Source organism: Paenibacillus sp. MMO-58, assembly GCF_037146255.1.
Lineage (GTDB): Bacteria > Bacillota > Bacilli > Paenibacillales > Paenibacillaceae > Pristimantibacillus.
On the sequence record NZ_JBBCVY010000015.1, the window covers coordinates 81036 to 95961 of the forward strand.

Annotated in this window: 11 protein-coding genes; 9 read left to right on the plus strand and 2 right to left on the minus strand. The window is 52.3% G+C overall.

Annotated features, from left to right (window positions below):
• Window positions 1-14: 14 nt before the first annotated feature.
• The 4 genes from WFJ73_RS29375 (at window position 15) to WFJ73_RS29390 (ending at window position 1865) form a co-directional block, all read left to right on the plus strand.
• The gene (locus WFJ73_RS29375) at window positions 15-386 is read left to right on the plus strand and encodes an iron chaperone (RefSeq protein ID WP_336776448.1); all 372 of its coding nucleotides are present in this window, start codon (window positions 15-17) and stop codon (window positions 384-386) included.
• A 1-nt stretch (window position 387) separates the two neighbouring features.
• The gene (locus WFJ73_RS29380; protein ID WP_336776449.1) at window positions 388-906 is read left to right on the plus strand and encodes a GNAT family N-acetyltransferase; all 519 of its coding nucleotides are present in this window, start codon (window positions 388-390) and stop codon (window positions 904-906) included.
• A gap of 34 nt (window positions 907-940) precedes the next feature.
• On the plus strand, window positions 941-1423 hold the full coding sequence (locus WFJ73_RS29385) for a DinB family protein (protein WP_336776450.1): 483 nt from the start codon (window positions 941-943) through the stop codon (window positions 1421-1423).
• A 127-nt stretch (window positions 1424-1550) separates the two neighbouring features.
• On the plus strand, window positions 1551-1865 hold the full coding sequence (locus tag WFJ73_RS29390) for a hypothetical protein (RefSeq protein WP_336776451.1): 315 nt from the start codon (window positions 1551-1553) through the stop codon (window positions 1863-1865).
• A 489-nt stretch (window positions 1866-2354) separates the two neighbouring features.
• Here the strand turns inward: WFJ73_RS29390 and WFJ73_RS29395 are convergent, their stop codons facing one another.
• On the minus strand, window positions 2355-3977 hold the full coding sequence (locus WFJ73_RS29395; protein WP_336776452.1) for a response regulator: 1623 nt from the start codon (window positions 3975-3977) through the stop codon (window positions 2355-2357).
• 10 nt (window positions 3978-3987) lie between these two features.
• Window positions 3988-5700 carry a sensor histidine kinase gene (locus tag WFJ73_RS29400; protein ID WP_336776453.1) on the minus strand — a complete coding sequence of 571 codons (1713 nt, stop codon included), beginning with the start codon at window positions 5698-5700 and terminating at the stop codon, window positions 3988-3990.
• 219 nt (window positions 5701-5919) lie between these two features.
• Between WFJ73_RS29400 and WFJ73_RS29405 the strand changes: the two genes are divergently transcribed.
• From WFJ73_RS29405 to WFJ73_RS29425, 5 genes are all read left to right on the plus strand, one after another.
• On the plus strand, window positions 5920-6804 hold the full coding sequence (locus tag WFJ73_RS29405) for an ABC transporter permease (protein ID WP_336776454.1): 885 nt from the start codon (window positions 5920-5922) through the stop codon (window positions 6802-6804).
• A gap of 13 nt (window positions 6805-6817) precedes the next feature.
• Window positions 6818-7696 (plus strand): carbohydrate ABC transporter permease, encoded by an 879-nt coding sequence (locus WFJ73_RS29410; RefSeq protein ID WP_336776455.1) that lies wholly within the window; start codon window positions 6818-6820, stop codon window positions 7694-7696.
• 65 nt (window positions 7697-7761) lie between these two features.
• Window positions 7762-12063, plus strand: a complete 4302-nt coding sequence (locus WFJ73_RS29415; protein ID WP_336776456.1) for a carbohydrate binding domain-containing protein — start codon at window positions 7762-7764, stop codon at window positions 12061-12063.
• A 93-nt stretch (window positions 12064-12156) separates the two neighbouring features.
• A complete protein-coding gene (gene bglS / locus WFJ73_RS29420; protein WP_442956002.1) occupies window positions 12157-12870 on the plus strand; it encodes a beta-glucanase in 714 nt (237 codons plus the stop codon).
• 207 nt (window positions 12871-13077) lie between these two features.
• Window positions 13078-14808, plus strand: coding sequence for an extracellular solute-binding protein (locus WFJ73_RS29425; protein ID WP_336776457.1), 1731 nt, complete (start codon window positions 13078-13080; stop codon window positions 14806-14808).
• Window positions 14809-14926: the final 118 nt, after the last annotated feature.

A 14926-nucleotide genomic window follows, 5' to 3' on the forward strand; every position in this document is an offset into this window, starting at 1 on the left:
TCAGGGAGGCTGATATGGAAACAAACAACGCCGAGTACAAAACAATCGATGAATATATTGCCAACTTTCCTGCCGAGCTGCAGACGATTCTTCAGAAGATTCGGGAAGTGATACGGGAAGCTGCGCCTGAGGCGAAGGAAAAGATTAGCTACCAGATGCCGGCTTTCGAGTTAAACGGGAACCTGGTCTATTATGCAGCGTTCAAAAAGCATATCGGATTTTACCCCACAGCGGCAGGCATCAGCGCATTTCAGGAGGAGTTGTCCGGCTATAAAGGAGCCAAAGGTTCCGTACAATTCCCTTTGAACAAGCCGATTCCGTATGATCTCATCAAGCGGATCACCGAATACCGGGCGGCGGAGAACAGGCAGAAAGGGAAGAAGTAAGATGGCAGACGTTTATTTGGTTCGGCCAGGTCTGGAGTGGAAGGAGCCTTACCTGGATTTTTACCGGGAATGGATCGACAGCGGCGAGGACATCGTTCCTTGGGTGGTAGAGCGGGATCCGTCCGACTTTGAGGCTATGCTGCAGTGGCTGGAGGATCATTCGAACGGGATTGGTCTTCAAGAGGGCTGGGTGGCGGACTCCACCTATTGGCTGGCTGCGGAAAATCGCATAGTTGGCGCGGTTAACATCAGGCATGCCTTATCGCCGTGGCTGATGGACAGGGGAGGGCATATCGGATACGGAATCCGCCCTTCCGCAAGAAGGCAAGGTTATGCGACGAAGCTGCTTGCCCTATCGCTCGGAAAGACGAGAGAGCTTGGCATCCAGCAGGTTTTGGTCTGCTGCGACGAGAGTAACGTTGCATCGGCAAGGACCATTCTGAACAACGGCGGAGTTGAAGATACGAGCTTCACGGAAGAGAACGGGAACGTGATCCGCCGGTTCTGGATAGAGGGTTAGACTTTCTTGATTATGGAAGAAAAGAGGGATCTCGATGAGTAAAGGCTTGCTTCACCAACTCGGCTTTGTTAGGCAAGTAACGTTAAATACGGTTCGCGGTCTGTCGGAAGCTATGCTGGATCGTGTGCCGGACGGCTTCAACAACAATATTAGGTGGAACCTGGGACACATTTACGTGGTTCAGGAACGGTTTGCTTTCCATTTCGCGGGTGAGTCTGTACACCTTCCGGACGGCTTTGAGCGCTGGTTTGCGAAGGGCACCAAGCCGGGCGATTGGCAGGAGGAAGGTCAGCTGCCTAAGCTTGCGGATTTGCTGGAACTTCTTGCCGGACAACCGATTCGGATTGCGGAAAAATTGCATGATAGAATAGACGAGCAAGTGGCCGTTCCGTTCACCACGGGGACGGGACTTACTCTCCATACGATTGGCGAATTTCTCAGCTATACCTTGTACCATGAAGGGATTCACTTCAATTCCATCAGTCTGCTCAAGCGTTTCGCCGCTAACGAATCGTAATTTTTCTTTGTAAGCGTTTTGTTCTAAAATTGTCAAATTTCACACAAACCAGTCGAAAAGTTTTGGGCACATTTTATCAACATGTCACCTTTCATCGCATATGGTGTTGCAAGGTGGTGATGATGGAGTGACATTTACACTTATCGACTGGATCAAGTATACGTTTTGGGGCGTATTCGGATTTATGATTATCGACTTCGTAATTGCCTTTTCCAAGTCGTTCTGGCAGGGAAGCTTCAAGACATCATTTCTGCCGTATCTAAAGGACATCCTATTCTACGTATATCCTCTCTATTTCCTTTTATCGATAGTTAACCTGGACCCGACGGAATGGACGCTGATTACCCTTTTCTTCATAGGCGGCTTATCCCTGATCATCAAGTACGTGCTGGACATTATCGGACGGTTCAAGCCAAAAGCCGAAGACGAAAGCGGGTCATAGCACCCGCGCCAACAACGAAAAAAGACCCCAAAAGGGTCTTTTTTGCGTTAGGTCCACGCCTTAGTTGCTGGAACGGCCGCAGTAGGCAAAAAGCCTGCTATAGCCGCTCAAGCGGCATGGCAGGCCGAAGAGGGTGGCGAGTTCCAAGCCACGAGAAAGAGCAAGTAGCTAACACAAAACCCGAGCAGAAAAAAGACCCCTGCGAGGGTCTATCTTTCTGCTTCATCCCCAAACGATGAAGCGAGGTTTTTGTGGTGTAACGACGCACGGAGCAGGCGGGCACGGAGCAAGTGAATGCTTTTGAGAAGCGGAGCGCTCGCCTTTGTTTCCGGACTCGGACTACTTGTCCGATTGTTCAAAGAATCCGGAAACAACAGCGATCGAAAGAGCATTCACTTGCGCAGTGCCAGCCCTTGCGCAGTGCCAGCCCTTGCGCAGTGCCAGCCCCAGCGCAGTAGCACCACAAGCAAGCCCAACAGTTACCCGCAACTACCTCGTCTCATCGTCCCTATACTCCTGGGGTGTCACGTCAAAAAACTTCTTAAACACCCGGATGAAATACGCGGTGTTGTTATAGCCGACAATCTCGGCGATCTCGAACACCTTGGACGGGGTTGTGCGAAGCAAAAACGCGGCCTTTTCCATCCGCAGCCGGTACACGTATTCCGTCAGCGGTTCGCCGGTTTCCGCTTTATAGATTTTCGAGAGATACACGGGATGCAGATGGACATGGTCCGCAATAGCCGGCAGCGACACATCCTTTGCCAGATTGGCGTCAATAAACGAGCGGACCGTACGCACAATCGTGCTGTGACTATGCTTCAGCTCCTGATCGGCATCCTCGCGGATACCCTGAAGGATCCGAATCGACCATTCCATTAGCTGCGCCGCCGTGGTGTAGGCGGGAGCATGGAAGAACTTGAGCGCCTCAGCCGAGAGAACGGAGGAGAGCAGCTTGCCGTTCTTGTGAATGATATACGAGAAAGCACCGGCCAGCACATAATAAGCCTCAATCAGCTGTTCCGACATATCCTGCTCGCTGGCCTTCTCCAGCATATCCCGAAAAATATGCCTGATCTTCGCTTCGACATCGTCGAACCGGCCGGCATCCAGAAGACTGATGAGGGTAGGCGGCTCGTATAAGGACCAGACCGTATTCACCGGGTTTGAATCCATCGTTTCCTGCGTGGTCACAAACAACCCTTTGCCGTGGCCCATCTTCCTGCGCATGGAGGTAACGGCATGCTCATAGAGCTCCTTCGTCTGCTGCGGGAATTGCCCTTGACCCCCTACGAGTACCGAAATGGCCCCCTTGAGATAATTCTGCACGTTGGTCTGAATCTGCGCGGCATAACGCTCCAGCAAGGACCTGGCTCCGGTGCCCGCAACAGCCGGATTCCTTGGTTTTACAATAATCACGATATAATCATGAGCATCCCGGGCATGCCAGATATGATAATCATTTTGCATCATTTCACTCGTTATATTACAGATCGCGTACTCCATCAGTGCGGAATCCTGGCCCGGCATTTCGGCAAAACGCTCCTCCATCCGGATCAGCATCATGCACACCTGATCTCCCTCCGCAAAAGGAAGCTCGAGAAGCGCCAGCTTGTCCGCCAGCGCGGACGGATTGCTGCCTCTCAGCAGCTCGTTAAGCGTATTAGCCCGCAGCAAAGGAAGATTCTCGTTCAAGGTGTACAAGGTTTTCCGGTAGGAGGCAACCTCTTCCCATTTCTCCTTGATTTGTTTCACAACGCGCTCAACCGAATCGATCAGATCCTCGTCGCTAACCGGCTTGAGCAGATAGTCGAAGGTATTCTGAGCGATCGCTTGTTTGGCATAATCGAAATCGGCATATCCGGTAAGCAAAATAGTCCGGACATGCGGCCACTTGCTATTAATCGCCGTAATGAGCTCTATGCCGGACATCCCCGGCATTTTGATATCGGTAATCACGATATCGATCGCATGGTCTTCCATGATTTGCAGGGCTATCGGCCCTGATAAGGCTTCGTGAACAACGCTAATGCCGCATTCTTCCCAAGGAATCGTCTCAGCAAGGGTCTCTACAACGGACCGTTCATCGTCTACAAGCAAGAGCTGTAACATGCTGCTTCACCTACTCTATTGTTTTGTCACTCCAGGTAATAGTCGTCCTTATTCCCCCCAAGTCTGAGCGGGAATAAGACAAGCCGGCTCCTTCTCCAAACAGATAAATCAATCTTTGATGCACATTCCAAGTTCCGCAGCCCATATTGTCGTCAAGCGGCTTGGTAAGGTTGAGCTGCAGCTTCTGAATTTCCTCGTCTGTCATGCCAATCCCGCTGTCCTCCACGACTAACCGATACAGCCCGTCCTCCGCATAACCGCGGATCCGGATCTCGCCGTTCTCCGACTGAGGCTCCAATCCGTGGACAATGGCATTTTCCACGATCGGCTGCAAGGTTAACCGCGAAATCGTCTTGTTCATCAGCTCATCCGGCACTTCAATCGCAAACCGCATCCGTTCAAGCCGGAGGGACTGGATTTCGAGGTAATTCGTAACCATGCTCAGTTCCTCGCGAATCGTGGCCGCGTCGTTTTCCGATCTCGTAATATAGCGGAAATACTCTCCCAGATTTAATGCCATGGCCACAACGGCTTTCTCGTTTTTCATTCGCGCCATGTTCTTGATATAGAACAGGCAGTTGTACAGAAAATGCGGATTGATCTGGGATTGCAAATGCTTCAGCGTTGCTTCGCGCCTCCGCAGCTTCTCCTCGTAAACGTTCTCGATCAGCTCCTGGATCCGCTGGGCCATAATGTTGAACCTTCCGAGCAACAGGCTAAATTCGTTATGGCCGGAATGTCTCAGCCGGACCGAGAAATCGCCGGAGGACAGCCGCTTGGTGCCCCGGACAAGCTGGAGCAGAGGGACTTGTACACTCCGGTAGATCACAAAGATAACCGCGATACTCATGACGAGCAGGACGGCAATCGACGTATAGAACAAATTCCGGCTGTTCGTAATCGGGCTCAAAATCTGCTGCATCGGAACATAATCGACATAATACCATTTCAGGCTGTCCGACTTGATATAAGAGACGTAATACTCGGTATTGTCCAGCTTCGTGCGGAAGCCTCCCCGGTCCCCGAGCTTGGATGATTTCAGCTTCTCCGAGAGAAGATCCATCTTCGCGGCGTTGGCGGAATGGTTGCGGATCGATCCCTGCTCCAGATTGAATAGGAACGGGTCGCCGCTGTTGTTCACTTTGTTTTCGTCCAGCATGGCCGTCACATGATTGATCGGGAAGCTGATCTTCGTAATGAGCCTCGCGCTGCGCGGATTGGACATCGCCGTCGTTGGTTCGGTGGCATACCAGACAAAGCTGTCGCCCGTATACTCCCAGGATTTGAGGAACGGCCTCGTAAAAGCATCCTCCCGATACGTGATCGTATTGTAATAGTCCGTGGACAAGGCGTCTCCCGTGCGCGGGAAAAACAACGTAATGGTGGAATGCCACTTGCTTGCGGCGTTGTACAGATTCATTTTTTCCAGTATGGCGACGCTCAGCTTTACCCGTTCATAAGGCTGCTCCCGGAAGTCCGGACGCTGGTATTCCTGAATGCTGGAGTCCTGCCCGATCGACACGCCATAGAGGGATAGCTGGTAAATATTCGACTCGACCTGCGCAGCGAAGGAAGACAAGCGATTCGTTGTGCCGCTTTGGATTTCATTCTCGATAACGCGCACGCTTTCCCGGTTGGAGTAGGTGTACAGGGATAAGACTGGGATAAGCAGAAGCAGGACGAGAAGCGAAATTTTCGTAAAAACATTGAACCGCAGCAGCAAGATGATGCCCCCTTCAGATAGTTAAAATATCAATATCGTTGTTGCAATATTAGGATATAGATCGCAAATCCCCGTTGCTATAATCGTTATATTACAAGGTCAGGACGACCTAGAAAAGCACAAATTTGTCTGAACATGGAGGATACCGCGGTGAAAGAAACAGCTTTACAGCTACCTGCACAACAAGAAAAACGCCGTGTTTCAAGGAAAAGCTGGAACATGAAACGCAACTGGCCCCTGCACGTGATGCTCCTGCCGGCGTTAGTTCTCGTCCTAATTTTTCAGTACGTTCCGATGGCCGGAATCGTAATCGCGTTTCAGGATTTCAAGCCTTGGAAAGGGTTAACCGGATCTGAATGGGTCGGCCTCGACAACTTCCGGTTTCTGTTCAAGTATCCGGATATCGGTCAGGTGATTTGGAATACGCTTGTCATCGCTTTTTTCAAAATGGCAGCCGGACTTATCGTTCCGTTCCTTTTCGCCATTCTGCTCAACGAGGTCAGGCTGATGGCCTTCAAACGGGTTACTCAGACGCTTGTCTATCTCCCTCATTTCCTGTCCTGGGTAATTCTTGGGGGCATTCTGCTCGATATTCTCGCTCCGGACGGGGGACTGGTCAACAAAGCCGTAACGGCGCTGGGGTTTGAACCGGTCTTCTTCCTCGGGGACAACAACTGGTTCCGGTTCACGCTTATAATCAGCGATGTCTGGAAGGAATTCGGCTTCGGAACGATCGTCTTTCTGGCGGCACTGGCGGGAATCAATCCAGCGCTTTACGAGGCTGCGGAGGTGGATGGGGCGTCAAGGCTGAAGCAGACCCTTCACATTACGATGCCGGCTCTGATGCCGATTACGATCGTGCTGGGAACCTTATCGATCGGCAATATTTTGAATGCCGGGTTTGACCAAGTCTTTAACCTGTACAACCCTCTCGTGATGGAGAAGGGAGATATTATCGACACCTTCGTTTATAGGCTGGGGATATTAAACGGGAAAATGAGCTTCGCCACAACGGTCGGACTGTTCAAATCCGTCGTAGCGACGATTCTCATCGCGACATCTTACCGACTTGCCTATAAATTTGCGAATTATCGCGTCTTCTAAGGAGGTTCTACTTTTGTACCACAAAACGTTAGGCTACAAAATTTTCAACATCGGCAACTATGTGTTTCTTGGTCTTCTGTCGCTTCTGTGCATCCTGCCGATCATTCATATTCTGGCCGTATCGTTCAGCAGCATGGCGCCGGCTTCTTCGAATCTCGTAGGCTTCTGGCCGATCGGCTTTACGACGGATGCCTACGAGAAAACGTTCGGCAATTCCAATTTTCTGAACTCGCTTGGCGTTTCGGTTATGAGAACCGTATTATCCACGGTAATCGGCATGGCTCTTTGTCTGATGACCGCTTATCCGCTGTCGAAGGAGGATCTTCATTTCCGGGGCCGCACGATGTATATCTGGATTTTTGTCTTTACGATTCTGTTCAGCGGAGGCTTGATTCCAAGCTATATTCTGGTTCAGAAGCTAGGCCTGATGGATTCCATCTGGGCGTTAGTGCTGCCCGGCGCGGTGTCGGTATGGAACGTCATTCTGATGCTGAACTTTTTCCGCGGCCTGCCGAAGGAGCTGGAGGAAGCAGCTTATCTGGACGGGGCGGGCCAGATGAAGACGCTGGTGCTCGTGTTTATTCCATTGTCGATGCCGTCGATCGCGACTTTGTCGCTGTTCACGATGGTCTATCAATGGAACTCCTGGTTCGACGGGATGATCTATATGCGGGATATCAAGGATTATCCGCTGGCATCGCTTCTCCAGACGATTATCGTCCAGCAGGATTTCAGCAAGATCAACGTCGATCCGAAGCAGCTGGAGAACATTTCGCAGCGTACGGTACGGGCCGCGCAGATATTCATCGGTGCGCTTCCGATTCTGCTCGTTTATCCGTTCCTGCAGCGGTTCTTTGTTAAAGGGATGGTTATTGGCGCGGTAAAGGAGTAGGCGATATGCAAGAGAGGGGCCGCTTGATGCGGCCTCAATCCTATAAATTATTGAGGGAGGCAACTATGTTAAAGAAGAGATTATCGCAATTAACGGCCTGCAGTCTGCTGGCAGCCACTCTTAGCCCGCTTGTTGGCGGGACAGCCATCCAAGCCTCGGAAACGGCGGCTGTATCCTCGTTTCAGGATTTGAAAGGACATTGGGCGGAATCCGCCGTCAATCGCATGGCTTCGTTTGGAGTTGTAAGCGGTTACGAAAATGGGGCGTTTAAGCCTGGCTCGCCTATCAGCCGTGCCGAATTTGTTGCCATGCTGGACCGTATATTTGGATTCTCCGGACAGGAAAAAGCCGGATTTCAGGATGTACCGCCGGATGCCTGGTATTCCGACGCGGTAACGAGAGCAAGCGGTTCCGGCATTATTCAAGGCGTGGACGCGAAGCATTTCGCCCCAAACGCCGGCATTACGCGAGAAGATGCGGCGGTCATGATTGACCGGGCGTTCGAGCTCTCGACGGGTTCGGAATCCGATGCGTCATTGAAGCCGTTCAAGGATTTGGCTGAGGTTTCCGGCTATGCAAAGAAAGCGCTTGCTTATTTAACGGGCGAAAAATACATAAAAGGCTATAACGGAAAGCTTCAGCCGAAGTCGCCGATTACGCGCGCCGAATCGGCCGTGCTTTTGTCCGGCATGATCGGGGATTTGGTTGCGAAGCCGGGCAAGTACGACGCTGCGCAAGTGGAAGGCAACCTCATCATTCGCTCCACGGATGTTACCGTCGATCGTACGGCGGTGCACGGAAACCTGCTGCTTGCCGAAGGGATTAAAGATGGCGATGTAACGCTCAAGGGTGTAACCGTTACAGGCAAGACCGTTATTAAAGGCGGCGGAAACCATTCGGTTGTTTTTAACGGCGCCAAGCTGAAGGATGTGCTTATTAACAAGCCAGGCGGTCCGGTCCGCGTTGTTTTCTCAAACGGAACGACGGCGGATCAGGTCCTTATCCAGCATCCAACGGACTTCGAATGGTCGGCGGACAGCCGCGTAGGAAGCCTTCAGGTCCAGTCCGGCGGCGTGACGGTGAATGACAAAGCCGTGCCGGCAGGCACGACAACCACCCTTGGTTCGGGTTCCGCGGGAACGACCAATCCTCCGGCAACGAACCCGCCGACAGCTCCCGGGGAGAAGCCCGTGCCGCCGACGACGATAGCGGATAACGAGTGGAAGCTTGTATGGAATGACGAATTCAACCAATCAACGATTGACGCAAGCAAGTGGACGGTTCAAGATACCGGCGTTGTTTACAATAACGAGCTTGAGTACTACAAGCCGGATAATGCGGTCATTGAACAGGATGGCGGCCGCAGCGTCCTGAGCCTTAAAGCCAAGAAGGAAGAGCATAAAGGCAGCCAGTACACCTCGGCCAAGCTTATCACCAAAGAAAAAGGCGACTGGACCTACGGCAAGGTTGTTGTCCGCGCCAAGCTTCCCGTTCAGCAGGGCATGTGGCCGGCGATTTGGATGATGCCGACCGACGAAGCCCATTACGGGGGCTGGCCGGCTTCCGGCGAGATTGATCTGATGGAGCTGATTGGCGGGGCGAACAAGAACCGCGTCTTTGGTACCCTTCATTACGACAGCGTTCAGCCTGACGGCTCGCATGGCTCCGAACAAGGCAGCTATGTTCTGCCGGAGGGCAAGAGCTTTGCCGACGATTACCACGATTTTCAGCTGGAATGGCTCCCTGGCGTCATTCGTTTCTATGTGGACGGCCAGCTCTACCAAGAAGTGAGCGACTGGAAAACCAAAGGACAGGGGCAGCCGGAATATTATACTTATCCCGCGCCGTTTGACCGTCCGTTCTATCTGATTCTGAACCTGGCGGTAGGCGGTGATTGGCCAGGTTCGCCAAACGGCGATTTTACGGCCGATCAGATGAACGTGGACTTCGTGAGGGTGTATGAATACAAGAATCTGGACAGCTGGAAGGATGTAACGGGCAATCCGCCGGAGCCTTCCCCTCAGCGCGATCCGCAGGCCGACGGCAATCTGTTGTATAACGAAAAGTTTACGCAGTCAAAAGATGCAAATGGCGTACCGCAGGATTGGCAGTTCCTTCTTAACGCAGGCGGCTCAGGCCAAGTTGCCGTTGTTGACGATGCTTTCAAAGGAAAAGCGGCAAAAATCACAATCGATAACGCCGGTACGGAGATTTACTCCGTTCAGTTGACGCAAATACCGGTGTTTTTGCAGAAGGGCAAGAAGTATAAGGTCACGTATGAGGCGAAGGCCGATGCGGCCCGCACGATGATGTCGAAGGTGAATCAGTTCGAGAAGAACTGGAAGAATTACTCCGGCGAGCAATACGGCAATCTGACGACAGAATGGCAGTCTTATGAATATACGTTCGACATGCTGGAGAGTACGGACAACAATGCGAGATTCGAGTTTAATCTTGGGAAAAACGCGGCTGCCGTCTATATCGCAAACGTGAAGCTGGTTGAGATCGGCGATGCGTCCCCCCAGCCGGAGATCCCGGGCGAACGAGCCGCGCTGGCGGACGGGAATCTGATTTACAACGGGACTTTTGACCAAGGAAAAGACCGGCTGGCCTTTTGGACCAAGTCCGTTGCTCCGGATGCGGAAGCTGCGGTCGGCGTCAATAACTTTCTTGCATTCCCGATTTATGAGCGGCAGTTAGTCGTTAATGTTGTAGACGGAGGAGCGGACGCGGAAGCCGTAACGGTCTCCCAGCCGAAGCTGGCGCTTGCAGGGAATAGCGAATACGGCATTACTTTTGAGGCTAAAGCCGATGCGCCGCGGAGTATGAAGGTTGAACTGGCAGGCGATCATTCCGCTTCGTACCCAGGAGGCAATACCATATCGCTTGGCACCACGCTGCAAACCTACTCGCTGGAAGCGGTATTGGGGGACGGCTCGGATACGGCGGAAGCCGAGTTGAAGCTGCTGTTCGGCGGCGAGAGCGGTACGGTCTATGTCGACAACGTCCGGATGGTGAAGCGCGGAGAGCCGATTACGGTAGCAGGCTATACTCATATTCCAGCGGCAAACGCATGGGAGATGCAGGGGCTGCAGCTCGAAAATGCAAGCGAGGGCGGCAAAAACGTCGCGTACATGGATGAAGGAGATACGCTCAAGTATAAACTCGGCGTAACTCGTTCCGGTGAATATCAATTCTCGGCCAGAGTGGCAAGCGGTAAGGAGCAGTCGCAAGTCCGTCTGCGAATCAAGGACGAGAACGGTGCCGTTGTCTCGCAGTCAGACTATGAACTCGGCAATACCGGCGGCTGGCAGACGTATCAAACCATCTATATGAATCCTGCTGCGCTGGCAGCCGGACATGACTATTATGTGGAATTCCAAGGCTACGACTATAACACGCTTTGGGTAGACCTGTCGCCTAACCTTGTTCAGAACGGCGGATTCGATACGGATCTTAACGGCTGGAATCTGATCGCCGGCAGTTCGGCGGCCATGAGCCGCTCGGATGAGGGAAGCCTGGTTGCGGCGCTCCCGGGCACAAGCGCGAACTGGTGGGACGATACGCTTCAGCAAGGCGGATTCAATGTCGAGAAGGGCAAGACTTACAGGCTGGAGTTCGATGCTTCCGCCTCCGGCGAGAAGGCCGTACAGGTTGTTGTCTCGCAGAGCAGCGGCGATTTCGCCAAATATTTGGAGAACACTGCCCAGCTATCTACAGACCGCAAGCATTATGCGTACTCTTTTGCAATGGCCGGCGATTCCGATCCTTCGTCCGTTCTGGTGTTCGGACTCGGTAATCCGGCGGGCGCTCTAGGCGAGCATTCGGTAACGATCGATAACGTGCTGCTGTACGAGGTTAATGCTTCCGCGGAGAGCGGCGGCCAGCCGACGAACGTTAATCTGCTGCAGAACGGCAATTTCGCAAACGGCCTGGCAGGATGGTTCTCTTACTCGACGGCACCGGGCGAGCTTGCGGTCGCGGCTAACAACGGAAGGCTGGAGGCAGCGATTGGCGCGGTCGGCGATAACCCTTGGGACCGTCAGGTGATCCAGGAAGGCTTCTCTATTCAGCAGGGCTACAAGTATACGTTTAGCTTCAAAGCGAAAGCAAGCGCGGCAAGAAAACTGGGTCTTGGCATCGGCTGGGTAGATGTGCCGGCGGGGTATGCCTGGCATGGGTATTACGGCCAGCAGGTGGATTTGACGGAAGAGGAGCAGACCTTTACGTTCACTTTTGACGTGACCGATCAGGGGTATAATACGTCCCGCATCTCCTTCGATATGGGCAATATCGCGGGCGGCAACGCCGGTAACGCGACGATTACGATCTCGGACGTTAGCTTGGTCAATCTGGGGCCGATTTAACGCCATTTTATAGATCGAAGGCTTGGTGCTGGGGGAGGGGATAAGCGAAGGCGGCAGGCAATTCCAAGGCATGATAAAATCCGGAGGTGTTCTATGAAAAAGAAAGCATCCCTTCTCATGGCCGGTACGGCGATTGTATCGATGTTGTTTGTCTCAAGCTCTTACGGGGCTACGGAATTTTGGGAGCCTCTTACGTATTATAATCCCGCTACCTGGCAGAAGGCGGACGGCTACTCGAATGGCGGCATGTTCAACTGTACCTGGCGGGCGAACAACGCAAGCTTTACGAGCGACGGGCATTTGAAGCTGGGCTTGACCAGCTCTGCCTACAACGTGTTTGACTGCGCCGAGTACCGTTCCGTCAACAAATACGGTTACGGTCTGTACGAGGTCAGCATGAAGCCGGCGAAAAATACGGGCATCGTATCTTCCTTCTTCACTTATACCGGTCCGTCTGACGGTACGCCTTGGGATGAGATCGATATCGAGTTCCTCGGTAAAGATACCACCAAGGTTCAGTTTAACTATTACACTAATGGCGTAGGCGGCCATGAGAAAATCGTTGATCTTGGCTTTGATGCGTCGCAAGGCTTCCACACTTACGCGTTTAACTGGCAAGCCGGATCAATCAAATGGTATGTGGATGGCGTACTGAAGCATACGGCAACCTCCAATATCCCAAGCAATCCGGGCAAAATCATGATGAACATCTGGAACGGCAAGGGAGTCGACAGCTGGCTCGGAGCCTACAACGGCGCTAATCCGCTTTATGCCGAGTACGATTGGATGAAATATACGAGCAACTAAAGCTGAGTAGCGGTACAGGGATTTTTCCTGTACCGTTTTACAATTCCCATCTGGTAGAGAGCAGCCCGTTACAGTAAAATTTTAAGGATGCATATTCAATTTCCAACATCCTAAAGAAGTGCAATCGATGTTGCAATCTTAGTATAGAACGGGGTAGTCCAACTCCTTAATATAAGTCCTGTAAGCTAATACATTGCACTGGGGGAAATGCAGTTGAAGGAACAAAAGAGAAAGTTGCTGCCTACCATGGTACTAGCGGGAGTGATCTCCCTTACGGCGATTACGAGCGCATGCGGCAACAATAACAATGCACCGGACAATGCCAATGCGAGCAAAGAGCCAAGCAACACGGCTTCTGCGGAGAATGCGAATGCAGGCTCGGAAGCGAAAGACGTCAAATTCGATCCTCCGATTACGATTACGTATTTGCGCCCATGGGGTCCGGATGTCAAATTCAAATCTGGCGAGGATCAGGACAATAACGTTCACACGAAGTGGGCGCTTGATAAATTCGGCATTCAGCTCAAAAACCAATGGATTGCTCCTTCCACGAACAATGCTTTTGAAACGAAGCTTCGCTTGTCCCTGGCAACAAACGAAAAAATGCCGGATATTATTTCGTACCGCGGCGACTTTACGCTGGTAAGAGAGCTGATTGATTCCGGCCGCTTCGTTGATGCAGGCGAGCTGTTCGACAAATACGCGGGCCAGGTATGGAAGGATGCGATGAACGAGGATCCAACCGTATGGTATCCGTACATGGAAGACGGCAAGCGCATTGGCATTCCGATTCTCGATTACGCTTACAACGGCGATCCTGTTATGTGGATCCGCGAGGATTGGATGCAGAAGCTTGGACTATCGGCTCCAAAAACCTTGGACGATCTCGAAAAGGTGATGGATGCCTTCACGAACCAGGATCCCGACGGCAACGGCAAGAAGGATACTTACGGTCTTGCAATCGGATTCAAGAACTGGATTAATACATGGATGTCGGACGCGGGCTGGATCTTTGGCGCTTACGGCACAATGCCTAACCAATGGAACAAAACCGCGGACGGCAAGCTCGAATACGGCTCCGTAACCGAAGGCTCCAAGAAGGCGCTCGCCACGCTGCAAAGCTGGATGAGCAAAGGCTACCTGCCGACCGAAGCGGGCTTGTACGACGAGACCAAAGCGGCGGAAGACTTCACGGCAGGCAAAGCGGGGATCGTCGTTGGTCCTCACTGGATGCCGGCATGGCCGCTGGAAGACGTGAAGAAGAACAATAAAGACGCGCAGTACAAAGCTTATCCGCTGCCAGCGGGACCAGACGGTCAAGTGGGACGTCACGGTACATCGAACTCGAACGGCGTAGTCCTGATTAATGCCGAAATGGAGCATCCGGAAGCGTTCTTCGCTTACCAGAATTACCTGTTCGAGCAATTCGCTAACCCTCAGGTTGGCGGGGAGTTCGAGAACGGTCTTGCCGAAGGTTATGACTGGGTTATGGTAGACGGCCAGGTGAAAACCGATGCGGCAAGCACGGGCGGTTACGCACCCGAGAAATATACGCTGACGTTTGACGGCGCTCGTATTCCAAGCCTGAACATGCAAGTGCTCTCGAAGCTCGCGAACGGCGAAGAAGCGACAACGCCATTCGAGAAGAAGCTGAAGATGAGCACACCGCAGCCAATGCTGGAAGCGGCTAAAATCGTACAGGAGCAGAAAGATTCGGTTCTGCCTCAAATGTTTACGGGCGCTCCGACCAAGACGATGCAGACAAGCAACGATATTCTGGGCAAGATGGAGAAGGACACCTTCTCGCAAATCATCTACGGCAAAGCTCCGGTTGATTCCTTCGACAAGTTCGTGGAGAAGTGGAAATCCTCCGGCGGCGATAAAATCACCCAGGAAGTAAACGAGTGGTACCAATCCGTCAGCGGCGGAACAAAATAACTAAATAACTAAATAAATATAAGACCGTCTCTCATATGAAGAGGCGGTCTTTATCTTTCTGCCCCCTCTTTTAAAAAGAGCAGGATTCTTTGCGGCGTAACGCCCGTAAGGGCGCAGA